This is a genomic window from Janthinobacterium sp. PSPC1-1, from assembly GCF_049897625.1.
GTDB classification, from domain to species: domain Bacteria; phylum Pseudomonadota; class Gammaproteobacteria; order Burkholderiales; family Burkholderiaceae_D; genus Janthinobacterium; species Janthinobacterium tructae.
Genome location: NZ_JAFCWP010000001.1, coordinates 1,530,960 through 1,553,243, shown reverse-complemented (window position 1 = coordinate 1,553,243; position 22,284 = coordinate 1,530,960). Strand labels below are relative to the sequence as shown.

At 62.8% G+C, this 22,284-nt stretch carries 22 protein-coding genes; 9 read left to right on the top strand and 13 right to left on the bottom strand.

Annotation, left to right across the window (positions count from 1 at the left end; genetic code table 11):
* The first annotated feature begins 72 nt into the window (after positions 1 to 72).
* Positions 73 to 834, top strand: coding sequence for an AraC family transcriptional regulator (locus ACP7EG_RS06885; RefSeq protein ID WP_426087011.1), 762 nt, complete (start codon positions 73 to 75; stop codon positions 832 to 834).
* Here ACP7EG_RS06885 and ACP7EG_RS06880 read toward each other — a convergent pair.
* From ACP7EG_RS06880 to ACP7EG_RS06860, 5 genes are all read right to left on the bottom strand, one after another.
* Positions 831 to 1,574 (bottom strand): CatA-like O-acetyltransferase, encoded by a 744-nt coding sequence (locus ACP7EG_RS06880; protein WP_426087010.1) that lies wholly within the window; start codon positions 1,572 to 1,574, stop codon positions 831 to 833. The two genes, ACP7EG_RS06885 and ACP7EG_RS06880, sit on opposite strands and share 4 nt — an antisense overlap.
* Complete coding sequence (locus ACP7EG_RS06875) at positions 1,510 to 2,070, bottom strand: DUF6714 family protein (RefSeq protein WP_426087009.1); 561 nt, start codon at positions 2,068 to 2,070, stop codon at positions 1,510 to 1,512. The genes ACP7EG_RS06880 and ACP7EG_RS06875 overlap by 65 nt, the downstream gene beginning before the upstream one ends.
* Complete coding sequence (locus ACP7EG_RS06870) at positions 2,045 to 2,917, bottom strand: hypothetical protein (RefSeq protein WP_426087008.1); 873 nt, start codon at positions 2,915 to 2,917, stop codon at positions 2,045 to 2,047. Before ACP7EG_RS06870 ends, ACP7EG_RS06875 begins: the two co-directional genes overlap by 26 nt.
* Before the next feature lie 408 nt (positions 2,918 to 3,325).
* On the bottom strand, positions 3,326 to 4,546 hold the full coding sequence (locus ACP7EG_RS06865; RefSeq protein WP_426087007.1) for an MFS transporter: 1,221 nt from the start codon (positions 4,544 to 4,546) through the stop codon (positions 3,326 to 3,328).
* A gap of 76 nt (positions 4,547 to 4,622) precedes the next feature.
* A complete protein-coding gene (locus tag ACP7EG_RS06860) occupies positions 4,623 to 5,648 on the bottom strand; it encodes an ice-binding family protein (protein ID WP_426087006.1) in 1,026 nt (341 codons plus the stop codon).
* 489 nt (positions 5,649 to 6,137) lie between these two features.
* Here ACP7EG_RS06860 and ACP7EG_RS06855 point away from each other — a divergent pair, with 489 nt between their 5' ends.
* Complete coding sequence (locus ACP7EG_RS06855; RefSeq protein ID WP_426087005.1) at positions 6,138 to 6,917, top strand: EAL domain-containing protein; 780 nt, start codon at positions 6,138 to 6,140, stop codon at positions 6,915 to 6,917.
* A gap of 33 nt (positions 6,918 to 6,950) precedes the next feature.
* On the opposite strand, the gene ACP7EG_RS06850 is transcribed toward ACP7EG_RS06855, so the two are convergent.
* The 4 genes from ACP7EG_RS06850 to ACP7EG_RS06835 all read right to left on the bottom strand — a co-directional run bounded on the left by ACP7EG_RS06850 (position 6,951) and on the right by ACP7EG_RS06835 (position 9,500).
* Positions 6,951 to 7,247 carry a pentapeptide MXKDX repeat protein gene (locus ACP7EG_RS06850; protein WP_426087004.1) on the bottom strand — a complete coding sequence of 99 codons (297 nt, stop codon included), beginning with the start codon at positions 7,245 to 7,247 and terminating at the stop codon, positions 6,951 to 6,953.
* A gap of 90 nt (positions 7,248 to 7,337) precedes the next feature.
* On the bottom strand, positions 7,338 to 8,069 hold the full coding sequence (locus tag ACP7EG_RS06845) for a molybdopterin-dependent oxidoreductase (RefSeq protein ID WP_426087147.1): 732 nt from the start codon (positions 8,067 to 8,069) through the stop codon (positions 7,338 to 7,340).
* Between the two features lie 52 nt (positions 8,070 to 8,121).
* On the bottom strand, positions 8,122 to 8,718 hold the full coding sequence (locus ACP7EG_RS06840; protein ID WP_426087003.1) for a cytochrome b/b6 domain-containing protein: 597 nt from the start codon (positions 8,716 to 8,718) through the stop codon (positions 8,122 to 8,124).
* Entirely contained in the window at positions 8,718 to 9,500 is a 783-nt protein-coding gene (locus ACP7EG_RS06835) for a DUF1223 domain-containing protein (RefSeq protein ID WP_426087002.1), read from the bottom strand. The genes ACP7EG_RS06840 and ACP7EG_RS06835 overlap by 1 nt, the downstream gene beginning before the upstream one ends.
* 145 nt (positions 9,501 to 9,645) lie before the next feature.
* On the opposite strand from ACP7EG_RS06835, the gene ACP7EG_RS06830 reads away from it, so the two are divergent.
* From ACP7EG_RS06830 to ACP7EG_RS06805, 6 genes are all read left to right on the top strand, one after another.
* Complete coding sequence (locus tag ACP7EG_RS06830; RefSeq protein WP_426087001.1) at positions 9,646 to 10,236, top strand: sigma-70 family RNA polymerase sigma factor; 591 nt, start codon at positions 9,646 to 9,648, stop codon at positions 10,234 to 10,236.
* Entirely contained in the window at positions 10,233 to 10,880 is a 648-nt protein-coding gene (locus ACP7EG_RS06825; RefSeq protein WP_426087000.1) for an NrsF family protein, read from the top strand. The genes ACP7EG_RS06830 and ACP7EG_RS06825 overlap by 4 nt, the downstream gene beginning before the upstream one ends.
* A gap of 132 nt (positions 10,881 to 11,012) precedes the next feature.
* Complete coding sequence (locus ACP7EG_RS06820; RefSeq protein ID WP_426086999.1) at positions 11,013 to 12,512, top strand: DUF4331 domain-containing protein; 1,500 nt, start codon at positions 11,013 to 11,015, stop codon at positions 12,510 to 12,512.
* A 13-nt stretch (positions 12,513 to 12,525) separates the two neighbouring features.
* The gene (locus ACP7EG_RS06815) at positions 12,526 to 12,774 is read left to right on the top strand and encodes a hypothetical protein (RefSeq protein WP_426086998.1); all 249 of its coding nucleotides are present in this window, start codon (positions 12,526 to 12,528) and stop codon (positions 12,772 to 12,774) included.
* Between the two features lie 77 nt (positions 12,775 to 12,851).
* The gene (locus ACP7EG_RS06810; protein WP_426086997.1) at positions 12,852 to 14,063 is read left to right on the top strand and encodes a hypothetical protein; all 1,212 of its coding nucleotides are present in this window, start codon (positions 12,852 to 12,854) and stop codon (positions 14,061 to 14,063) included.
* A complete protein-coding gene (locus tag ACP7EG_RS06805) occupies positions 14,060 to 15,181 on the top strand; it encodes a HupE/UreJ family protein (RefSeq protein WP_426086996.1) in 1,122 nt (373 codons plus the stop codon). The genes ACP7EG_RS06810 and ACP7EG_RS06805 overlap by 4 nt, the downstream gene beginning before the upstream one ends.
* A 12-nt stretch (positions 15,182 to 15,193) precedes the next feature.
* Here the strand turns inward: ACP7EG_RS06805 and ACP7EG_RS06800 are convergent, their stop codons facing one another.
* Both ACP7EG_RS06800 and ACP7EG_RS06795 read right to left on the bottom strand, forming a co-directional pair.
* Complete coding sequence (locus tag ACP7EG_RS06800) at positions 15,194 to 15,739, bottom strand: RNA 2'-phosphotransferase (protein WP_426086995.1); 546 nt, start codon at positions 15,737 to 15,739, stop codon at positions 15,194 to 15,196.
* Positions 15,740 to 15,756: 17 nt separating this feature from the next.
* Positions 15,757 to 17,829 carry a TonB-dependent receptor gene (locus tag ACP7EG_RS06795; protein ID WP_426086994.1) on the bottom strand — a complete coding sequence of 691 codons (2,073 nt, stop codon included), beginning with the start codon at positions 17,827 to 17,829 and terminating at the stop codon, positions 15,757 to 15,759.
* Between the two features lie 95 nt (positions 17,830 to 17,924).
* Between ACP7EG_RS06795 and ACP7EG_RS06790 the strand changes: the two genes are divergently transcribed.
* Positions 17,925 to 19,139, top strand: a complete 1,215-nt coding sequence (locus ACP7EG_RS06790) for a response regulator (RefSeq protein ID WP_426086993.1) — start codon at positions 17,925 to 17,927, stop codon at positions 19,137 to 19,139.
* Here the strand turns inward: ACP7EG_RS06790 and ACP7EG_RS06785 are convergent.
* Entirely contained in the window at positions 19,124 to 19,498 is a 375-nt protein-coding gene (locus ACP7EG_RS06785) for an immunity 22 family protein (protein WP_426086992.1), read from the bottom strand. The two genes, ACP7EG_RS06790 and ACP7EG_RS06785, sit on opposite strands and share 16 nt — an antisense overlap.
* Entirely contained in the window at positions 19,499 to 22,192 is a 2,694-nt protein-coding gene (locus tag ACP7EG_RS06780) for a polysaccharide deacetylase family protein (protein WP_426086991.1), read from the bottom strand. It abuts the gene before it with no gap.
* Between the last annotated feature and the right edge of the window lie 92 nt (positions 22,193 to 22,284).

Sequence of the window (22,284 nt, the reverse complement as noted above, 5' to 3'; positions counted from 1 at the left end):
AAAGAGTGCATGGTAAGCGCAGATCAAACGGCCTGCCTTCGATAGCAGGTCAAATACTGTAGAGTACGGGCCATGGATGATTTTTATACGGAAGTGCCGCGTCCCTTGATCGCCACTGCGCGCGAGTATGCCGCGGGAGAGATGTTTCCCGAGCATCAACATGCGCGCGGGCAATTCGCCTATGCGGCGCGCGGCGTCATCAGCGTGCACACGCCGCAAGGCAACTGGCTAGTGCCGCCGCAACGCGCCTGCTGGGTCCCGCCCCAGCTATCCCACGGCATGCGCATGCATGGTGGCGTGAGCATGCACAATGTCTTCATTGACGAGGCCGCCATCTCCAAGATGGGCTTGCCATCCGATTGCCAGGTGCTGGACGCCTCGCCGCTGCTGCGCCAGCTGCTGGCCGAGGCCGTGAGCGTGGAAGCCTTGTATGCGGAAGAATCGCGCGCCGGACGGTTGATGGCCTTGCTGCTAGATGAGATTGCCGCTGCCAGGCCCCTGCCCCTGAGCGCGCCCCTGCCCCAGGACGCCAGGCTGGCGCGCCTGTGCACGCAACTCTTGCAGCGACCCAGCCTGGACAGCAGCCTGGATGCGATGGCGGCGCAGGCGGGCATGAGCCGGCGCACCTTTACGCGCCAGTTCCGCGACCAGACGGGCCTGGCCTTTGCCCAATGGCGCCAGCAAGCGTGCCTGCTGGCGGCCATCAAGCGCCTGGCCGAAGGGCAAGCCGTCACCCGCGTCGCGCTGGACCTCGGTTATGCCAGCCCCAGCGCCTTCACGGCAGCCTTCCGCCGCGTGCTGGGCCAGGCGCCCAGTGACTATCTGTCGAACTAGGCAATGAAGGCGGCAATGCGCTGCGACAGCGCCTGCGCCAGTTTCTGCACATGGTAGCCGTCGACAAAGCCATGGTGCGCCTGCGCGGAAAACGGTACCCGCATGCGGCCATCGTCCTGCGCGGGGCCGAACTTGCCCCAGGTAAAGGTCGGGATATCGGCATCGCGGTGGCGGTGGATCGGGTGCTCGATGGCCGCCAGTTCCAGCCATGGCAGGCAGGTGATGAAGATATTGTTGCGCTGCTCGCGCTCGCTCTCTCCCTCGCCCGTATTGATCAGCGCGGAACTGGCTTCGGCAAGGCGTTTCGCTTCCAGGCTGCGTTCGATGAACAGGTCAAGCTGGTCCGTCATCGTGAAACGCGTGTAATTGAGGTTCTCGTCGCCGTTGATGACGGTGTAGGACGCGGGAAAATCATCGATCCTGATCACTTCGCCTTGGTAGATGCGATACATGAAGTTGTCGATCTCCCTGACCGTATTGAGCAGGCAAAACAGGAAAAAGTGGAACACGGGAATCCGGCGCGCCTTGCAGTACGGCCGGAAATCCGGCACGTCGAGCTGGAAGTTGATGTTGACGAGGGGATTGTCAAACGCGCGGAACAAGTCGTAGCGGTCGCGCCGCTTTTCAAAATTTTTCATGCGGCGAGTGTAGACGATGGGGGTGCTGGCGGGCAAGTCACGCCGCATCCGCTTGCCAGTAATTTGCCATGGCGACAAGGGCACCATGGACAGTATGGGCATGCATGCCGTCGTCCAGCTTTGCCACGAACGCCAAGAAGCGCACGACGGCCTCCCTTTGCGCCGCATCGAGCGCTGCGTATTGCGCGATGGCATACGCGCGCCGCGCCAGGTTCTTTTCCGACGGACAGAGCGACGACACGGTCATGCCGAGCACATCACTTTCCCAGCTTGCCGGATGCGCCACCGCGTAGCGCATGTATGCTGGCAAGTAATACCGGAATTCCCCGGCATCCATATGCGCAAGCAAGCCTGCGCCTGCCTCGATTTCCACATCGGGAATCTGTTGCCAGATTGAATCGACGCGCTGCCTGCCGCTGGCCTCCCATTGCCTGCCGCTGATATCGCCCGACATGCCGTCGCCATCCGTCAAGAGAAACTGCCGCAGCGATGTTTCCGCACGCGGCGCACCATCAAACGCGCTTTCGATGCAAGCGATGATCTCTGCAGGATGCACTGAACCTCCTGGCAAGTCAGACCGCCTGGCCGATCTCGTCATCGATCATATTGACGAACAGATCGAAACTCAGGATACCCGTGCCGATGCACGAAAACACCGTGGCGCCCGCCGCATCCTTGATCGTCACTTTTTCGGTCCAGTCACTCAGATGCATGCATTTCAGGCTAGCGCCAGGCCAGGTGACGCCATCCACATGCAAGCCCTGGGCAGACAATGCCACTACTTGTGTCTTGAAATTCAGGAAATTACCGAGCAAACGTTTCTTGTACACGTTGCCGCTACTGATGTAATGGAAGTTCACGCGCTCGCCGTCTGCAAGCTTCTGCTTTAATACGGGCATGCGGTGCAAGACATAGCGGGAACGAAACTCGTCCATGAAATCGTCAAAACGCTTGAGTTCTGCGGTAGCCAGTATCCAGGGCTGGTCGGCGCCCGTGCGGTAGGCAAAGTTATTGATCAAGCCTGACATGGCGGTGGAGCCGGCGGCGAATAGATACAGGTCCTCGATATCGGCAAAGGCTGCGTAGCTGCGGATGCCGCCCGATTCATGCACCACGCCGTCTTCATGCAATTCAAAACGACTCTTTTGCCGCTTGAGCATTACCGCACGCATCACCAGTACCAGCAGTGCGATCAGCAATAGAAAAGCCGCCGCGCCATAAAGAATAGTCAGATTGCTGTGCGTGCCCAGTTTGGCGCCGTTACGCAGCGTCATGGCCTGCGCATCGGTCAGTGTCTTCTGCGGCAAGGTCGTGCTCAGGTACAGCACCAAACCCGCCACTGCCGCCAGGATCGCCGCAAATACCGCAAAGAGCATCGGTACTGTCTTGCCATGAAAATACACGGCGAGTGCTTTATTGCTTTGCGGGATACTAAAATTGCCCATGTAATCTTCCTATTAAATGATAGAGAGTTTTCAAAACCCGGATGCCGACATATATTCGGACCGGATTGTCTCCTATCTATTGCAGGAATGGTCACACGCAAGCGCACTCAAAACTAAGTAGGTCGTGGGAAATTATTGTGAAGTTATGACGAACAGAACCGGATGCTCTGCAAGGCGCCCGCTGCGACGCAGTGCGAGCACTGCTAGCAGCGGGCAACACCGCAGAGCGCCGGTTATGGAAGTCAGAAATCACAATAATTTATTACGCCCTACTTAGTGTTCGTCAATCATGAAGCTGATTATTGGCCGAGCACTTTATTATCTGGCATTGCAGGATTTCCCGAGCCACGTCCGCCACGCCGTCCTCCGGTTCGGCAATTATGCGCAGCGTTCGAGTGCCAAGCCGTATCATGTGGAAGCAGCGTGCGCCAGGCCCCGCTGCACTTTCCACGCCAGCGGCAAGGTCAGCAGTAACAACGCCGCCAGCGCCAGCAAGACTGTGTTCACGCTGGTATGGTCGCCCAGCGCGCCGAACAGCACGGGCGACAGCGCACCGCCGCCGATGCTGCCCGTGTAGAACAGGGCGAACGCGTGCTCGCGCTTGCCAGGCTCGGCCAGCTCCGGCACCGCGCCATACAGCACGGACGAAGTGCCGTTCAGCGCCAGCCCCAGCAGAGGCAACATGGCCATGATCCCGGCCAGCGGCAGCCACAGGGCCGCCACGATCAGCAGCGAGGTCATCGATTCCGTCAGCCACACGGTTTTCATCATGCCGATGCGCGCGCCCAGGTAGCCGCACAGCAGCTTGCCGAAGGCGCCGCCCACAAACAGCAGAGACAGGGCCACGCCGATGCCGGCCGTGCCCGCACCCTTACTTTTCAGCAAGAATGGCAAGAAGGTGAGAAAACCCATGCGCACGGCGCTGTCCAGCGTGCCCGTGGCCAGCAAGGCACGAAAGCTTGCTTTGGAGCCGCTGCCAGTGATGGGTTTGGCCGCTGTCTTCTGGCTGGCCTGGATGTCTCCCGGTTTCGGCAGCAGCCACCACAGCAAGCCGGCCGCCGCCAGGCCCAGCAAGCCCAGCAGCGAGACGCTGGCTTGCCAGCTGCACACCAGCAACAGCAAGCCCACCAGCGCGGGTATCAGGGTCTTGCCGATATCGCCGGCAAAGTTGTAGTGCGACAGCGCTTCCTTGACGCCGCCGCCCGCCTCGTGCGTGTCGGTGACGATGGACGAGGCCAGCGGATGCTGGGTACTGGCGCCCAGGCCGCCCAGCAGCAGGGCCACCAGCAGCACGGCCAGGCCGCCCGCCTGCCCGGCGATCAGGTAAGCCACGCCGGCCAGGGCCGTGCCGCCCACCAGCATGCGTTCGCGTCCCCAGCGCCTGGCCATGCGGCTGGCCAGCAACTGGAAACCGGCCATCATGCCCGAGTAGGAACCGCGCAACAGGCCCACCATGGCGTAACTGATGGCAAACTGCGCCTGCCAGATGGGTAGCAGCACATAAATCACGTCCGTCAAGCCGTCATGCACGGCATGCGCGCTGCAGGCGGCGAACAGCGAGCGGCGGCGCAGGGATTTGTCGGAATCAGGGGAAACGGCAGGAAGCGCGGCGACGGAAGGTTCGGTCATGACTGTGCATGCAATAAATCAGGAGGAGACCAGCTTACTACAAATTGCCTTGGCATCTAGGTCGCCTTGTTTCCCCTTACAGGCGCGCCAGCTTGCGCTGCCGCATCAGGCCAAGCAGGGCAAGGCCGGCCACCAGCATGGCGTAGCTGGACGGTTCCGGCACTGCCGGCATGTCGATGCTGCGAACAGCGGTACCGTCCACGATATCGAAACCGCTGCCTATGCCGCTGCAGCCATTGCCGCCGATGCGCGCGCCGTCGCCCGTCGACACATACGATGTGGCGGAAAAGAGCCCGCCGCAGGCGCTACCCACGCCCGTCACGCTGGTGCCCGCGCCCACACTGACGTAATCCTTTGCCAGGATGGTGCCGATGAACTCCCCGCTGGCGCCCAGGCTCGTGTAGCCGCCACTGTTCCAGATGACGCTATTGCTGGCATCGGCATTGATCAAGACAATTTTCATGGCCGCGCCCGTGACCAGGTAATCGTCGATATTGAACACCCAGGATTGATTGGAGCGGTTCTGTCCGTCCAGGGTCAGCGTGATGCCGGCCGTGGTCGACAAATTGGCCGCCGAAAACACGCCCGGATACAGCGTGGTGTCGAGCGTCATGGTCGTGCCCAGGGCGGTCCCCCGCCCCATGTTCTTCAATGCGGCCTGCGCGGCACCAACCTGCTGCGCATCGCTCTGCACGTTCGCCGGCAGCGCGGAAAGCGTGCCAGCACCATGGGTGGTGCTGCTGGCGGACAAGGTGACCGCGCCCAGCGCCGCCACCTTGCCGGCCACGCTGGCATTGGCGCCGACGGTGGCGGCGCCGCCACTGAGCATATTGCCGCTCACGCTGGCATTGGCGCCGATGGTGGACGCGCCCAGGGAAAGCAGATTGCCGCTGAGCCGCGACGCGGCGCCCATGGTGGCGACATCGCCCGAGACGATATCGCCCGTGACGGTCGAGTTGGCGCCGGTGGTCGCATAGGTGAGCGCAAACACGGAAGAACCGGCTAGCGACTGGCCAAACAGGGGCACGCCTTCGGCATGGACTTGCGCGGCAGTGCAGGCCAGCGTGACGAACAGCGCCAGTGTCGATGGTGGCAATTTCATGGGTTTCTTTTTGCGCAGCTTGCGCATGAATGGAGTTACGTGCAATGGAGTTGCGTGCAGATCCCGGGCCATCATGGCCAACTTGAGAATGCACGGTCGTTTCGCGACAAGCGGCAGGCAGCAGAGGTGAAACACCTGAAACGATATCGTCGAATGCAGCAAGCCAGTACGACTGCGCGTAAGGGCCGGTAGGCGGGGACGTGCCGCAGGGGGATGGGCGGCGGGCGGTCAGCTGTTCCGATGGGCGGGTCACGCTGACAACGTGACGCATCGGAACTGGTAAATTCCTTAGTGGAAATAGTACAGCGCCTGTCGGCGAATAGCCAATCAATTATTACTATGAGGAAATTTGTATTATTTTCTGTCTCATTTCTCCCCTGGCACAACCTTCCCCTGTTTTGGCGCGCCATAAATATCGCGCCACTGGCGCAGGGCCGTGGTATAACTGCCATGTACATCTTGTACCTTTTATCAGAGGCCAGCGCGACCATGACGTCCTCCAGCGACACCCCCGGCCAGGCCGGGAAAAAGGCAGGCTGCAGCCAGTGCAGGGATGCCGCGCCACTCGGCTTCGATTTCACCTTTGCCTATCAACCGATCGTCGACCTGTCCACACGCTCGATCTTTGGCCATGAAGCGCTGGTGCGTGGTCCCAACGGCGAATCGGCTTACTCGGTCTTGTCGCAGGTGAATGACGAAAACCGCTATGTGTTCGACCAGGCTTGCCGCGTGCGCGCCATCGAGGGCGCGGCCCGACTGGGCATCGAGGAATATCTATCCATCAATTTCCTGCCGAATGCCGTGTACCGCCCCGAAGCGTGCATCCAGACCACCTTAGCTGCGGCGCGCAAATACAATTTCCCCATCCGCCGCATTATCTTCGAGGTGACCGAGGGCGAAGAAGTGCGCGACCGGCCCCACCTCGTCAACATTTTTCATGAGTATCGCCGCTTCGGCTTCCAGACGGCCATCGACGATTTCGGTGCCGGCTACGCGGGACTGACGCTGCTGGCGGAGTATCAGCCGCACATCATCAAGATCGACATGGAACTGGTGCGCGGCATCGAGGCCAGCGCCCCAAGGCAGGCGATCGTCAGGGGCATCGTCGCCATTTGCAAGGAACTCAACATTCAAGTCTTGGCCGAGGGCATCGAAACGACCGCCGAACGCGATTGCCTGAGGGAGATGGGCATCGACTTGATGCAGGGCTATCTATTTTGCAAGCCGGCACTGATGGCCATCGGCGTGATCAATCCGGCAGCGTGGTGAGCGGCAGCCACCACGCACCATTCTGCTCCGGTCTTACTTGCCCATCGCATCCTTCTTCATCTCGTCCTTTTTCATTTCATCCTTCTTCATGCCGTCTTTTGCCATGGCATCTTTTGCCATGCCATCCTTGGCCATGTGATCCTTTTTCATGTGCTTCTTGGACATCGGCTTGTGCATGCCGTCCTTGTCCATCGCATCCTTGTGCATGGCGTCGGCCGAGGCGTCCTTGGCCATCGGGTCTTTCTTCATGGCGTCCTGGGCGAAAGCGGCGCCCGACATGAGGATGGCGGAAGCGAGGATGGCGGTGAAGGTGGTGATCGTGGTTTTCATGATAAGTCCTTGTCTCTGGGTTAAATGGGCAAGTGCCCGGCACTGCAAAATACTGCTGCTTGGTTTTGCTACTGGTGTTGCTAAAAATGTTCAGGAACCGCCAAACCAGTTATATCCTTGATTCTCCCAATACCCTCCCGGATACGTATTCGTCACGAAAATGGCCTGGATGTGCTTGGGATTCTTGTAGCCCAGCTTGGTCGGCATGCGCAGTTTCATCGGGTAGCCGTATTTCGGCGGCAATTCCTGGCCGTCATACGTCAAGGCCATGATGGTTTGCGGATGCAGGGCCGTGGCCATGTCGATGCTTGTAAAATAATCGTCGGCGCACTGGAAGCCGATGTATTTCGCCGTCGTGTCGGCGCCCACGCGCTTGAGGAAGTGGGAAAACGGTACGCCGCCCCACTTGCCGATGGCGCTCCAGCCTTCCACGCAGATGTGGCGCGTCACCTGCGTTTCCTGCGGCAAGGCGCGCAATTGCGGCAGAGTCCACGGCTTCTTGTCGGCGATCAAGCCGCTCAATTCCAGGCGCCAGGCGTCGCCATCGACCTCTTCCACTTCATCCTCGCCGTAATACGCGTTGAAGGGAAACGGCCGCGTGATCATGGAATCGGGATAAGTGGGCGACAGTTTATTCGGGTCAAACAGCCAGCCCTGCACCCGGTCGTTGAAGCGCGAGACGGCCATCAGCGCCGTCTCGATGCTGGACGGATCGCTGGCATTGCATCCCGTCAGCAGCGACAAGCCGCCCAGGCTCAAACTGCGCTGCAGGAACTGGCGCCGCGATGGCTGTTTGATCTGGCGCAAGGCGTCGGCCAGCATGGCCTGGCCCTGCGCTTGCACGATGATGGTTTTTTTCATGGTGATTGTCTCCTTAGCGGCCGCGCAGCATGGCGACCAGGGTGCGCGGCACCAGCGCCACCATCAGCAGGTGCACGCCGACAAAGCCCGTCAGCAGCGCCATGGCGATGAAATGCACGCGGCGCGCGCTCTCGTAGCCACCCATCAGCTCGCGCAAGATGGGAAACTGCACGGACTTCCACAACACCAGACCGGACAGCACCAGCACGATGCAGTCGAGCATGACGAACAGATAGGCGGCGCGCTGCACCATGTTGTAGCGGCGCGGGTCCGCATGGGCCAGCTTGCCCTTCAGCGCGGCGGCGACATCGGCCAGCAGCAGGCGCGGCGACAGAGGAAAGAACTGGCGCCGCAGCCGTCCCGAGACGATATTAATGATCAGATACAGCAAGCCATTGACCACCAGCAGCCACATGGCGGCGAAATGCCATTGCAGGGCGCCGCCCAGCCAGCCGCCCAGGGTCAGCGCACGCGGCAGCTCGAACGGGAAGAATTGCGCCGCGTTGTAGATGCGCCAGCCGCTGGTGGCCAGCACGACCACGGCCACGGCATTGAGCCAGTGCGTCAGGCGCAGCCAGGCGGGGTGGATCACGCTCGCTGGTCCGTTCATCACATCGCTCCCTTCGCGCATTGCGCCGTGCTGACGGTTTGCAGGATGGCGCTGCTGTCAGCCCGCTGCACGAAGGCCACCACTTGCAGCTGCTCGGGGCGCCAGCTGGCGGGCAGCTTGATTTCGCGGCGCAGCCGGGCGCGGCCTTGCGCCAGCGCAAGCGGTCCCAGCCACAGGCGCACGGCTGCATCGTGATGCAGGGTGGCGCCCCGGTTTTCGCCGCGCAGCACGGTCGAGACGATGCCACTTTCGCTGATGGCCACATATAACTGCCCGCCCGTGTGCCCGTCCGGCGCGCTGGCATCGGCTTCAAGCAATAGTTTTCCGCCCTGCAGCGGCGTGGCGGACAGGCTGATGTTGACTGGCGCGGCGGTCGCGTTGATGCGGCGGATGGCGGCCGGCAGCTGCGTATCCCAGCTGCGCAATTCCATGCCGCCGACGAAAAACTGCGGCGTATAAGCCACATGGCGCGGCTGGTGGCGCAGCAGTTCGGCCTGGCGAGAGTCGAATTGCGCCTGTGCCAGCGGGTCCGTCCAGCCGATCTGGTCCCAGTACGTGACGTGCAGGGCCAGTGGCACGATCAGGCTGGCCGCCCCCGCTTCCTTGCGCAAGGCGTTCAGCCGCTGGTCGGCGGGCGGGCAGCTGGAGCAGCCTTCGCTGCTATACAGTTCCACCAGCGCCGCCGTCTGCGGCCCGCTTTGCACGGCGCAGCGCTGGCCCGCTGCCACGTTCATGCCCAGGACGGGAAGTAGAAGTATTGCAAGGCGGTGCTTGATGTCCATGGTCTTTCACCGGTATATTAAATTAAGAAGCGTTGAATGAAGAAGCGTGCTTGCCTGTCAATTCGCCGCAGCATGCGGATTGGTTACAGCCACCATCAAATAATTCAAGATTTATTTTTTTCAACGCCTGTCACCAAAGGCCTGCATGCAACGAATACCTGTAAGCGAACACCTGCATGGCACGGAATTGCGGCTGCACGGCTTGATGCTGCGCGGGCTCGATGGCGATGCGGGCGCCTACCGCAATTTCTTGCAGGCAAGTAGCGCCCATTTGCGCGCGTTTTTCCGGCGCCGTCTGCAGCGCTGGCCGGACGAGGTGGAAGACTTGGTGCAGGAATGTTTGCTGGCCATCCACAACCAGCGCTTGACGTATGACACAGGGGTACCGCTGACGTCGTGGATTCATGCGATCGCGCGCTACAAATTGATCGACTGGCTGCGCCGGCATGGGCGGCGCGAGGCGCAGCACTTGCCGTATGACGAAGAAGATAGCGCGCAGGAACTGTTTTCCAGCGCCGATGCCGAGGCGGCCGAAGCCAGCCGCGACCTGGGCAAGCTGCTGGCCACCTTGCCGGCGCAGCAGCGCGACGCCATCGTGCATACCAAACTCGACGGCTGGTCCGTACGCGACACGGCCGCCGCCATGGACATTTCGGAAGCCAGCATCAAGGTGGCCGTGCATCGCGGCTTGAAGGCACTGGCGGCCAATTTAAGGATAGAGGGAAACGCACCATGAAAACCGATGACTTGATCGCCATGCTGGCCAGCGGCCCGGACGTGGCCGCCGCAGCGCCGCCCGGCACGCACTGGCGCGCCGCAGGCACTGTGGGCGCCGGCCTGCTGGCCAGCGTGGCCCTGATGGCCATGCTGCTGGGCGTGCGCCCCAACCTGGAGCAGCTGGCCCTGCTGCCGGACTTCTGGATCAAGGTGGGCTTTGTCGTGTGCCTCTGCCTGGCCGCCTGGCACGTCAGCCGCCGCCTGTGCGTGCCGGGCGCCAGCACACGCGCCCTGCCCCTGCTGATCGCCATGCCCCTGCTGCTGATGTGGGCGCTGGGCGCCATCATCCTGAACGAAGCGCCGCCCGAACAGCGGGCCGAACTGTTCTGGGGCGCCACCTGGCGCAGCTGCCCCTTGCTGATCGCCATGCTCTCGCTCCCCATCCTGGCCGCCGTGCTGCGCCTGATGCGCCAACTGGCGCCCACGCGGCTGCGGCTAGCGGGCGCGGCTGCCGGCTTTGCCGCCGGCGCCATGGCGGCGCTCGTGTACTGCCTGCATTGCCCCGAACTGGCGGCCAGCTTCGTCGGTTTCTGGTACGTACTGGGCATGCTGGTGCCGACCGCCCTCGGCGCGGCCCTCGGTCCGAAAGTGCTGGCCTGGTAAGGGGCCGGCAAGATCTACTTGCACACGTTGACAAAGAGTTGAATCCGTTTTTTGTAGCCGTTCGTATAAGTCAGGCAGCCTGCAGTTTCTTGGACTTGCCTGTCAACGCTAACAAAAATCGGGAGAATCGAAATGTCTTTGTCAATATCGAAAACCGCGCTTGGCGCGGCCATCCTGGGCAATTTTCTGGCGGCGGCCATTGCCCCGCCCGCTTTTGCTTCCAGCCACCGCGAAGCGCCGTTCATCACGCAAAACCCCAAGGTCGACGCCACCGACTTCTATATGTTCCGCAGCTATGAAGCGGGGCGCGGCGCCTACACTACTCTGGTAGCCGACTACATTCCCCTGCAAGACGCCTACGGTGGGCCCAACTATTTCGCCATGGACCCGAACGCCCTGTACGAAATTCATATCGACAACAATGGCGACGGCAAGGAAGACCTCACCTTCCAGTTCCGCTTCAGCAACACCATCAAGGATGGCCAGTTCACCGTGGGCGGCAAGAAAGTCTCGATTCCGCTCGTCATCAATGGCGGCGCCATCGATTCCGTCAACCCGGCTGGCCTGAACGTGCGCGAAACCTACAGCGTGACGGTGGTGCGGGGCGACCGCCGCACAGGCACGCGCAGCAGCGTGACCAACGCCACGGGCGGCGGCACTACCTTCGACAAGCCCGTCGACAATATCGGCAACAAGGCCATCCCCAACTACGCCGCGTATGCCGCGCAGCATGTGTACGCCGTCAACATCCCCGGCTGTGCCGCGCCGGCGCGCCTATTCGTCGGCCAGCGCAAGGACCCGTTCGTAGTGAACCTGGGCGAAACGTTTGACTTGATCAACATCAAGGCACCCGCCACGGAATTCTCCGCGAATGCGGAGTCGGCTGCCAAGGATGACCTGGCGCGCAAGAACGTCACGGCCATCGAAATGGAAGTGCCGACCGCCTGCCTGACGGCGGGCAGCGACCCCGTCATCGGCGGCTGGACCACGGCCAGCCTGCGCCAGGGACGCTTGCTGAACCCGGCACCGGGCACGGCCACCACGGCGTCGAAGGAAGGCGGCGCGTGGGTGCAAGTGTCGCGCCTGGGCATGCCGCTGGTAAATGAACTGGTCATCGGCCTGAAGGACAAGGACCGCTTCAACGCCAGCAAGCCGTCGGGCGACGCGCAATTTGCCGACTACGTTACCAATCCGACGGCGCCAGCGCTGGTGGAAGTGCTGTTCGGCTCTGCAGGCGCCAAGGCGCCCACCAACTTCCCCCGCAACGACCTGGTGGCCACCTTCTTGACGGGCATCAAGGGCGTGAACCAGCCAGTCACCGTGACAGCCTCGGAAATGCTGCGTCTAAATACGTCCATCGCGCCCACCGCAGTTGGATCGCAAAAGCGCCTGGGCGTGATCGATGGCGACAACGCAGGCTTCCCGAACGGCCGCCGCCCTGGCGACGATGTGGTCGACGTGGTGCTGCGCGTGGCGATGGGCAAGCTGTGCACCCTGAACATCGGCTGTGCACCGGCCGACGCGCCCGCCGGCACCCTGCATTTCACGGACGGTGCTTTCCTGGATGAAACCTTCTTCACGGCGGGTTTCCCTTACCTGAAAACGCCCGTGGCCGGTTCGCCGCAGCTGTAACGAGGAGAACGCGATGAAAAAGCTCTATGTAATCGGCGCCATGGCGCTCATGGCCTTGCTGGCCGGCTGCGGCGGCGGTAGCAGCAGCCACGGCGACGATAACGGCAACGGCGGCACCACGCCGCCGCCCGTGGTCTTGCTCGATGCGTTTTATGTAGCCGTCAGCAACGTCATTTTGACCACCAGCGATGACAAGGATGGCGTGGACATCGACACCATCATGGCGACGTCTCCGGAAAATACGGAACCGGTGCCGCTGTAACGCGCTGTAACTGAGTGCGGGCGCCTGGGAGTCAGCTCTCGGGCGCCCGTATCAATGACTGTTGATGGGCATCCACGATGAAAACACCGTTTTCCCTGCTGTGCGCCTGCCTGCCCCTGCTGGCATGGGCCGCACCCTACACGCCGAAAGACGGCAGCGCCGTCATCGAACAGCTGCCGCGCCGCGCCGACGCCACGCAGCTCGCCTTGCGGGGCCTGCGCCAGCAACTCAACGCCACGCCGCAAGACCTGGCCCTGGCGGCAAGCCTGGCGCAGCGCTACATCGCCCTGGCACGCAGCGAAACGGACCCGCGCTACCTGGGCTACGCGCAAGCGGCGCTGGCGCCCTGGTGGCGGCAAACGGCACCGCCCTTGCCCGTGCGTTTGCTGCGTGCCACCATACTGCAAAGCACCCACAAGTTCGGCCTCGCCCTGCAGGATCTCGACGCCGTCATCGCGCAGCAGCCGCAAAACGCCCAGGCCTGGCTGACGCGCGCCACCGTGCTCACGGTGCAGGGCGACTACACAAAAGCAACGGCGGCATGCGCGCGCCTGTCGGCCTTGACAACGCAACTGGTCACCGTCACCTGCCTTGCCAATATCGCCAGCGTCACGGGCCGCGCCGCCAGCAGCGAACGTTTGCTGGACCTGACCCTGCGGCGCAGCGCCGGCACGGCGCCCGAACTCGATAGCTGGGCCCTGACCCTGCTGGCGGAAATGGCCACGCGGCGCGGAGAGTCAGCGCTGGCCGAGGCGCGCTACCAGCAAGCGCTGGCGCAGCAGCCGCGCGACAGCTATCTGCTGGGTGCCTACGCGGACTTCCTGCTCGACCGCCAGCGCCCGCAGGAAGTGGTCAAGTTGCTCAAAGACCAGCAGCGCATCGACGCCCTGCTGCTGCGTTACGCGCTGGCCCTGCAATCGCTGCCCGGCCGGCAGACGGCATTCCAGGCGGCAAAAGCGGAACTGGCCGCCCGCTTCCACGCCGCCATGCAACGGGGCGACACCGTACACCAGCGCGAGCAAGCGCGTTTCGCCCTGTTCCTGCAGCACGATGTCCCCGTTGCCCTGAAGCTGGCGCAGCAGAACTGGGCCATCCAGAAGGAAGTGCCCGACATGCGCATCCTGCTCGAAGCGGCCCTGGCCGCGCGCAATGACGGTGCCGCGCAACCCGTGCTGGCCTGGATCGCGGCCAACGGTGTGGAAGACGTGGTCCTGCAACGGCTCGTCAGGCAGCTGGGACCGCAGGATGGGCAGAAAGTCAGTTTTATCAGGAAAGCGGGGGTACTATGAAGCGCTGCCTTTTCATCCTGCTGCTGTGCGCCTGGCTGGCTCCTGCGCAAGCCCACAAGCCCAGCGACAGTTATCTGAGCCTGGCGGTGCACGGCCAGCAGATCGAGGGACAATGGGATATCGCCCTGCGCGACCTCGATTTCGCCATCGGCCTCGATGGCAATGGCGACGGCGCCCTGACCTGGGATGAAATCCGCGCGCGCCACGCGGCGATTGCCGCCTACGCGCTGCAGCGCCTGCAGGTGGCCAGCGACCAGGGCGCGTGCCCGTTGACAGCCGTCGAACAGCTGATCGACAGCCACACGGACGGCGCCTACAACGTGCTGCGCTTTCGCGCCGACTGTCTCGGCGGCGCTGCGCCAGCCAGTGTGACCATCGGCTACACCCTGTTCGCCGACCTCGACCCGCAGCACAAGGGCCTAGTAAAAATCAATAGCGGCGGCACCACGCAAACGGCCATCTTCGACCCGGGCAGCCCCCGCCAGACGATTTCGCTGGCCGCGCCGGACCGCCTGGCGCAGTTCGGCGCCTACGTGAAACACGGCATCTGGCATATCTGGATCGGCTACGACCATATTTTATTTCTGCTGTCCCTGCTGCTGCCGGCCGTGCTGCTGCCCGGCTTGCGCGAGCAGCAGCACGGCTTGAAGGCGGCGTTTGTCGACGTGCTGAAAGTCGTCACGGCGTTCACACTCGCCCATTCCCTCACCCTGAGCCTGGCCAGCCTGTCGCTCGTGTCCCTGCCCTCGCGCTGGGTGGAGTCGGCCATCGCCGCGTCCGTGATCCTGGCGGCGCTGAACAACCTGCTGCCCCTGTTCCGCGGCAAGCGCCCCGTGGCTGCCTTTGCCTTTGGCCTAATCCACGGTTTCGGTTTTGCCAGCGTGCTGCGCGACCTGGGCTTGCCGCAGGGTTCCTTGCTGGCCAGCCTGCTGGGCTTCAACGTCGGCGTTGAAATCGGCCAGCTGGCCATCGTCGCCGCCTTTTTACCCGTCGCCTGGCTGCTGCGCAAGACCTGGCTGTACCGGCAAGTGCTGACCGTGGGATCGGCGGCGATTGCCGTGGTGGCGTGCGTGTGGCTGGTGGAGCGGGTGGCCGATATCAAGCTCATCAGTGCATGAGCGCATGCCGATTTAAGGAAAACCGATAAACCCCACCGGCACGGCTTGCGTCAACCACACGCCATTGGCCGACACGTAAAACACATGGCCCTGCGCCTGCATGGCGGCCGCATCGACCGTCAGCACGACAGGCTTGCCATGGCGCGCGCCCACGGCCACGGCCGTTTCGCGGCTGGCAGACAGGTGTACGTGGTTGCGCGCTCCCGACAGCAGGCCGGCAACGCGGATCGCTTCCAGGAAGCGGCTGGCCGTGCCGTGGTACAGCATGGCGGGCGGCGTGGCGGGCGGCAGAGCGATATCGACGGCGGCCAAGGAATGCCCTTGGTTGGCGCGGATGCGCATGCCGTCGTCGCTGATGGCGTAGCGGGTCTTGCTGTCGCGCGCTACGACGTCATCCAATTGTTCACGGGAAAGGCGGCGGCCATGCTGGGCCGCGCGCGCCAGCAGCTGGCCGATGTCGGCCCAGCCCTGGGCATCGAGTACGAGGCCGATTTTTTCTGGCGCGTGGCGCAGTATGAGGGAAAGAAATTTACTGGTATTTACTAGGTGATCTGTCATGCCCCAGTTTACCGTTATCAGAACGCATATGACAAGGTCAGGCGCGCGGAACGGGGCTCCACCGGATGGAAATGGCGATCGTTCACCCCGTCCGCCGCCTCGCCGGGCAGGCGCGAGGCATAGTAGTAATCGATGTCGCTGGCGCGTTTATTCAACAGGTTGAACACGTCGAGCGCGATGCGCGTCTTGCGGTTGAGCTGATACGCGAGACGCGCATACGCCAGGGTGGTCGAGGCGGAGCGCACGCTATTGTCCTCGATCAAGGGACGGGGACCGAAATAGCGCAGCTGGAAGGCCCCCGACCACGGCCCCTGATCCGTCACCGTCACGCCAAACGAAGCCACCTTGTCAATCGAGCCGGGAATAAAGTTGCCGGCAGCATCGTTTTGCGTATAGCGCGAGCGCGAAGCGGCCAGGTCCAGGTCGAACAGCAGCCACGGTGCGGCTATGTAATGGTTGTTCCACTCGATGCCGTGGCGGCGGCTGGCGCGGCTCGCTTGCGTCTCGCCCACGTCGCCGACGAACAGCAGTTCGGATGCGAGATCGAGGCGCCACAGGGCCAGCGAGCTTTGCAGGCCCGGCAGCCATTCCGTGCGCGCGCCCAGTTCCATACCTTTGGTCGGCACCAGGGGCGTGACGGGAGCCGATGACGTGCCATCGGGCAAGCGCGTCTGCGTCGTACCCCGCGCATCGTTGCTATGGAATCCCTTGCCATAATTGACGAAAAACTCCGTCCTGCGCCACGGCCCGAGTATCAATGACAGCTTCGGCGACATCACATGGTCGCTCGCCGCGCCGCTGTTGCCCTGCACGCTGTTGTCGACCTTGAAACGGTAGGCGTCGTAGCGCAAGCCCGCCACCGAACGCAGCCACGGTAGCCATTGCACCGTGTTTTCACCATACACGCCGATGCTGGCCTCGCGCACGCGGTCTTCGCGCAGCGTGCTTCGCCGCACCCGCTCCACCGTGCTGTACAGGCCCACGGGCGACAAACGGTCGACACGTGCCTGCACGCCGAGCTTGTTGCGCAGGGAGAACCCCGCCAGCTCCGTGTTCCAGCTTTCGCTGGCGTTCACGCCCGCCACCGTGCGCCGCTCGCTTTGCTGGAACTGGTCACCGGTGGCCGGCCTGGCCAGGAAATACGTGAAATCGCTGTTGAGTTCCAGCTGCGAGCGGATCAGATACGCGTCAAACTCGAACAAGCGATTCTGCGTGCGCTGGCGCAAGGCGCACGACAGGCTGGTGCGCGACGTATCTCCGCCGTCGCTGGGCGCCAGGCTGCCAAAACGGCCGATCAGGCCGGATTCCACGGCGCGCAGCGGTACCTGGTCGGTGGCGTTCCAGCTGTTGTGATACGCCATGGCCGTCACGCTGAATCCATTGTCTGCCGTGCCCTGGCTGTAGCGCAGCACGCCGCTAACCTTGCGCACGCGCTCCGACACGTCCCAGGGACCGTTGTTGCGGTGTACTTCCAGGCCATACAGCAGGGTGCCCTGCCCCGCAGCGGCCGAATCGGCCACGACGCCACGCAGATAGCCGTGCTGGCCGACGGACACGCTGGCCTGGCCTTGCGGCAATTTATCGGCCAGGCGGATGCGGGCTGCCCCTGCCGAGGAAAAATCGCCTTCGCTGGCGAAATACGGCCCCTTCTTGTAGTCGATGCGCTGCACCAGTTCGGGAATGAGGAAATTGAGGTCGGAATAGCCTTGACCGTGCGCATGCGTGCGCATATTCACGGGCATGCCGTCGACGTAAGTGGCGAAATCCGTGCCGTGGTCCAGGTTAAAGCCGCGCAAGAAATACTGGTTGGCCTTGCCGTCGCCGCTGTGCTGGGTGACGATCAGCCCCGGCACGAATTCCAGCAACTCGCCCGTGCGCAAGGCCGGCCGGTTGACGATCAGCTCGTTGGTGATGACGCCCTGGCTGGCCGCGTCCGAGGTGCCGACGGCATTGTCGTAGTGACCCGTCACGCGCACGGTGCGCGACTCATCCGTGGACGGTGCGGCCTGCGGCGTGGCCCCCGCCCTGGGCGCCACGGACAGCAGCCCCAGCGCACAAGCTGCCAGCTGTTTGCGTTTTATCAATGGCATGGCGTCTCCCCTTTTTATGATGTCAGTACAGGCTCCTGCGGGATATATACGCGGCAGGCAGGCTGCCTGGATTCAGCAATTTTCAAGGAGCGTCCGTGGACCTGAGCGACAGCACCGGCAAGGCGAGCAAAACCGCCACGGCGGCCGTGCGCAAGCGCGACGTGCTGCCGTATATCCTGCTGTTCATCTTGCTGGCGGGTTTGCTGGCCGTGCTGGCAGGCGCCCTCCTGCCGCCGTACTACCATGCCGTGCCTGCCATGCTGTGGAGCCTGGGCTTTTGCGTCAGCGGCATGCTGCTGGGCTTTTTGTTCGGCATACCGCGCAGCCTGCCATCGGGCACCGTCAACGCCGCGCCGGCCGACGAGCGGGCCAATGGCAAGGGCCGCCCCACGGACGAGCCACCGGCCGCGGGGGCCGATGCGGTAACCAGCAATACCCTGTTTTTGGGCACACCCACGCCCATGGAAATCAATTCCAACCTGGTGGAAGTGTCGGACTGGCTGACGAAAATCATCGTGGGCGTGGGTTTGATCGAACTCAAAAGCCTGCCCGGCAGCGCGCGCAGCATGGCCGCCTTCATCGCGCCCAGCCTGGCCACGGACACGCCCACGGCGATGGCGATGGTGGGCGGCATCATGCTGTTCTTTTCCGTGCATGGTTTCCTGATCGGCTACCTGCTCACGCGCATTTACCTGTCCATCATGATCAAGCGCGCCGACAGCCTCGTCAAAAATGAATCGGTGCGCCTGGAAAGCGGCAAGGAAATCGAAGTGACGGAGCTCAGCCGTTTGCAGCAAAAGTCGCTCGACGACATGCAGGAAGCCATCACGCAGCTGTTGCTGGCCCATCCACCCGATGGCGGCGGCACCGTCACGGCCCTGGCCGGCGTGCCGACGGCGCAAAAGCCATCCAGCCTGGTGCTCTGGCTGGACGACCATCCGCGCAACAATACCTTGCTGGTGGAACAGCTGGAACGGGAAAACATCAAGGTCGACCAGGCCGTGTCGACCAGGCAGGCGCTGGCCATGCTGCAACAGAAGCACTATGCGCTGTTCATCACGGACATGGCCAGGGTGGAAAACGGCCGCCGCATCAAGGATGCGGGCGTGCGCACGGTACGCGAGGTGCGGCAAGTGCAGCCGGAGCTGCCCATCATCGTGTATTGCAGCAAGGATACGGTCGCCAGCTACGGCACGGAAGCGGAAGCGGCCGGCGCCCGTTTCATCACCACCTCGGGCACCAGCTTGCTGGCGGCAATCAACAAGCTATTGCACGAGGGCCGAAGGGATGGCGCTCAGCCACCGGCGTAGGCGTAGCTGCCCACGTAATGCAGCAAACTGCGCTGCGGGTGCGCCAGTTGATTTGGCGCAAACACGCACACGCTCGTGTCGGCCAGCACGCCCGGCGCGTCGGCGCAGGCCTGCGCCAGCCAGCTGTCGCCATACGACACGCCGTCGAGCAACTGCGCCAGCGGCGCGGGCGACGCCAGCATGGCGCTTTCCACACACGCTGGCTCGTACTGCGTGAGGCCCGTTTCCAGGATGAATGGCGACGGTACTTCATCGCCATCTTCCGTGTACCTGGGCGACAGGTAAGCCTCCAGCGCTTCCCGGCTGGCGAAGCGGCCGCTGCAGGTGAAGACGTGAACCACGGGCAAAGTATTGGCCAACTACAGCTTCTCCATCTTTTGCCGCACGGCCGGCGCCGTCGAGGCCGTTGGCGCCAGTTCCAGATAGGTTTTGTATGCGGCCTTGGCCTTGGCTGCATCGCCAGCCTTGGCATACGCGTCACCCAGGTTCAAATAGGCGATGGCGCGCGACGGGTCCATCCTGACCGTGTTTTCAAACCAGCGCGCCGCTTCGCGGTATTTTTCCTGCTTGTAGAAGACAAAGCCCAGGTTGTTGGCGGCCAGCGCGAAGTCGGGACGCAATTTCAGCGCTTCCGTAAATTGCGCTTCCGCCGCCGCATACTGTTTCTCCTTGTACAGCTGCAAGCCACGGTCGTTGGCCCGCTGCGCCAGCTGGCGCGTGGAAGTCGGTACGGCGCCCGGCGTGACGATCTTCTGTTCCCCGCCCTGCAAATCCTTCACCGTGACGCTGGCCGCTTGCGGCTTGGCATCGAGCTTGCTGTTCAGGGCGATGGCTTCCGTCGACAGCTGTGTCGTGTTCGGGCTGAGGAATTCTGTTTCGCCCGGCAATTCAAAGACGAAATCGCCCCCTTCCGAGCCAGGCAAGCTGCCGAACGCGGGCGTCTGGTTCGACACGCTGGAGACGGCCGGCGCCACATACGCCGCCAGTTCCGTCGCCGTGATCAGGCCGTCGCCGTTCAGGTCGCCCTTGCCCGCCAGACCTTGCAGCAGGGTCCACGTGAACACGGAGTGGCCGTTCGGCCCGCCGTCGGCCACCAGCTGGTCACCGCCGCCGGCCGTCAGCATTTGCCGGCCGATGCGCCTGGCGTTATCGCGCAGGAAAGAGCTGGAACCGGCGCCACGGGTAAGGCCCAGGCCGCTGTAGCAGGCATCCATGACGAAGAACGCATGCTTGGCTGTCAGCGATTCCGCGATATTCTGGATTTCCGTCATTGGAATCGCATCCGTGGCGAACTGCGCCGGGTCGGAATCGACGGGCACGATATAGCCGAGGTCACGCCCGGAACTGAGCTTGCGCGTGGCGCCGTGGCCGGCAAAGAACACGAAGATGCGGTCATTCTTTTGCACGCCGCCATGCGCCAGCTTGTCGTGGAAGGCGGCCAGGATGTTGTTGCGCGTCGCCTCGCCGTTCTTCAGGGTCACGACACGCTCGGGCGCAAACGCGAATTTCTCGATCAGGGTTTCGCGGATGCCTTGCGCATCGCGCACCGCATATTGCAGTTTTGGCCATTTCGCATAATCGTCGATGCCGATCACCACGGCCCAGGAATTGGCATAGCCCGTGGTGACGGGCACTTTTTCCGGCGCGGGCGCCGTGCTTTTCGCCACCTGGAAGCTGGTGCCATCCCAGCCCGCGAATTGATAGCCTTCGGCGATCAGCTTGTCTAGCACGGCCGGCAAGGCTTTCACCGTGCGCTCGTGGATGTCGTGGAACAGGACGATGCCGCGCCCCGCCTTGTCGACGGACGCCAGTACCCGGTTGGTGATGGAACTGGGTACGGGGTCGGCCCAGTCCAGCGAATCGATATTCCACATCACGGATTTCAAATGGGCATCGGCCAGCGCGGCCATGCCTTCGCTATTGCGCGCGCCATACGGAAAGCGGAACAGCGCAGCCCGCTCGGGGCTGATGGCTTTCAGCAAGGTGTCGGTGCCGAGGATTTCACCTTTCAGCTTGTCGCCCGTCTGCTTCGACAATTGTGCGTGGCTGAAACTGTGGTTGCCCACGGCATAGCCCTCTTGCATCAGCTTGCGGCTCACTTCCGCGCCCGCACCCAGCTTGGCGTGACCTTCCGCATCCAGCGAACCCAGGTTGCGCCCCACGTTGAAGAACACGGCCGGCACGCCATACTGCTTCAGGATGGCGCTGATTTCTTCCGTGTAGCGGCGGTGCGGGCCGTCGTCGAAGGTCAGCACGATGGTCTTCTTCGGCAAGCCCAGGCCAAAGATTTCCGCCTCATCTTTTTTTGGCGCCGGCTTGGCTTCCGGGACGGAACCTGCTGGCGGTACCGCATATGGCACGACGATGCCGTTTTCCTTCAAAATCTGTTCGCGGCTGTAGAGCTTTTTCAGCTGCGCCACGTAATCGTCCCAGCGTTCGCGCTTGAGTTCAATGGACCGCTGGCCCAGGTTGCCGAAGATTTGCCGGATTTCCTTTTCGTAATTGCGCTCGATCTCGCCCAGCGCATCGAGGTCTTCCGAAATGCGCTTGTGCAGCTTGATCGCCGGCAAGGACGAATCCTTGGCCACGTCGGCCAGCATGCTTTGCAGCAGTTCGCGGAAAGCCAGGCGGTCCGCGTCGTACAGACCGGGGTCGGATTCGATATACGTGAGCAGACTGTCGAGCGCTTCGAAGCGGCCCGGATTCGTGGGCGCCGTCAATTGGTCCAGCGCAAGATCGAGCTTGGCGATGCGTTCCTGGTTTTCATGGAACAGCGCCTGCCCCACTTTACGGGCTTCGTCGCGCGCGCCTTCCGGCAAGCTTTGCTCGTCAGCCAGCAGCACGATAATCTTGCGGAAATTGGCCAGCAAGTCGCGGAACTGGGCGGCCACGGCGGCCGTATCGACGGCGGACTGCGGCGCGGCGACCAGGCTGCCCGAGGCCGGGGCGGTCGACGTGGCCGTGGCGGCAGGACGGGTATAGGTATAAATGCCGGCCCCAGCGGCGAGAGCCACGACGACGGTGGCGGCGATCTTGATCGGTTTGGAAGTCACAGGCTTGTCATTCCCTTCACATACTATGCATAACATTCAGATGGCGCGGATGCGCACGATGCATAATTGTAAAGCACGCTCAGCACAAGCTC

Coding starts and splice junctions, on each gene's coding strand:
- ACP7EG_RS06860 (WP_426087006.1), bottom strand. CDS start 5,648: ATGAAATTGCCACCATCGACACTGGCGCTGTTCGTCACGCTGGCCTGC.
- ACP7EG_RS06865 (WP_426087007.1), bottom strand. CDS start 4,546: ATGACCGAACCTTCCGTCGCCGCGCTTCCTGCCGTTTCCCCTGATTCC.
- ACP7EG_RS06870 (WP_426087008.1), bottom strand. CDS start 2,917: ATGGGCAATTTTAGTATCCCGCAAAGCAATAAAGCACTCGCCGTGTAT.
- ACP7EG_RS06810 (WP_426086997.1), top strand. CDS start 12,852: ATGAAAACACCGTTTTCCCTGCTGTGCGCCTGCCTGCCCCTGCTGGCA.
- ACP7EG_RS06825 (WP_426087000.1), top strand. CDS start 10,233: ATGAAAACCGATGACTTGATCGCCATGCTGGCCAGCGGCCCGGACGTG.
- ACP7EG_RS06875 (WP_426087009.1), bottom strand. CDS start 2,070: ATGACGAGATCGGCCAGGCGGTCTGACTTGCCAGGAGGTTCAGTGCAT.
- ACP7EG_RS06800 (WP_426086995.1), bottom strand. CDS start 15,739: ATGACAGATCACCTAGTAAATACCAGTAAATTTCTTTCCCTCATACTG.
- ACP7EG_RS06805 (WP_426086996.1), top strand. CDS start 14,060: ATGAAGCGCTGCCTTTTCATCCTGCTGCTGTGCGCCTGGCTGGCTCCT.
- ACP7EG_RS06840 (WP_426087003.1), bottom strand. CDS start 8,718: ATGAACGGACCAGCGAGCGTGATCCACCCCGCCTGGCTGCGCCTGACG.
- ACP7EG_RS06845 (WP_426087147.1), bottom strand. CDS start 8,069: ATGCTGGCCGACGCCTTGCGCCAGATCAAACAGCCATCGCGGCGCCAG.
- ACP7EG_RS06830 (WP_426087001.1), top strand. CDS start 9,646: ATGCAACGAATACCTGTAAGCGAACACCTGCATGGCACGGAATTGCGG.
- ACP7EG_RS06835 (WP_426087002.1), bottom strand. CDS start 9,500: ATGGACATCAAGCACCGCCTTGCAATACTTCTACTTCCCGTCCTGGGC.
- ACP7EG_RS06815 (WP_426086998.1), top strand. CDS start 12,526: ATGAAAAAGCTCTATGTAATCGGCGCCATGGCGCTCATGGCCTTGCTG.
- ACP7EG_RS06885 (WP_426087011.1), top strand. CDS start 73: ATGGATGATTTTTATACGGAAGTGCCGCGTCCCTTGATCGCCACTGCG.
- ACP7EG_RS06880 (WP_426087010.1), bottom strand. CDS start 1,574: ATGCCCATACTGTCCATGGTGCCCTTGTCGCCATGGCAAATTACTGGC.
- ACP7EG_RS06850 (WP_426087004.1), bottom strand. CDS start 7,247: ATGAAAACCACGATCACCACCTTCACCGCCATCCTCGCTTCCGCCATC.
- ACP7EG_RS06795 (WP_426086994.1), bottom strand. CDS start 17,829: ATGCCATTGATAAAACGCAAACAGCTGGCAGCTTGTGCGCTGGGGCTG.
- ACP7EG_RS06855 (WP_426087005.1), top strand. CDS start 6,138: ATGACGTCCTCCAGCGACACCCCCGGCCAGGCCGGGAAAAAGGCAGGC.
- ACP7EG_RS06820 (WP_426086999.1), top strand. CDS start 11,013: ATGTCTTTGTCAATATCGAAAACCGCGCTTGGCGCGGCCATCCTGGGC.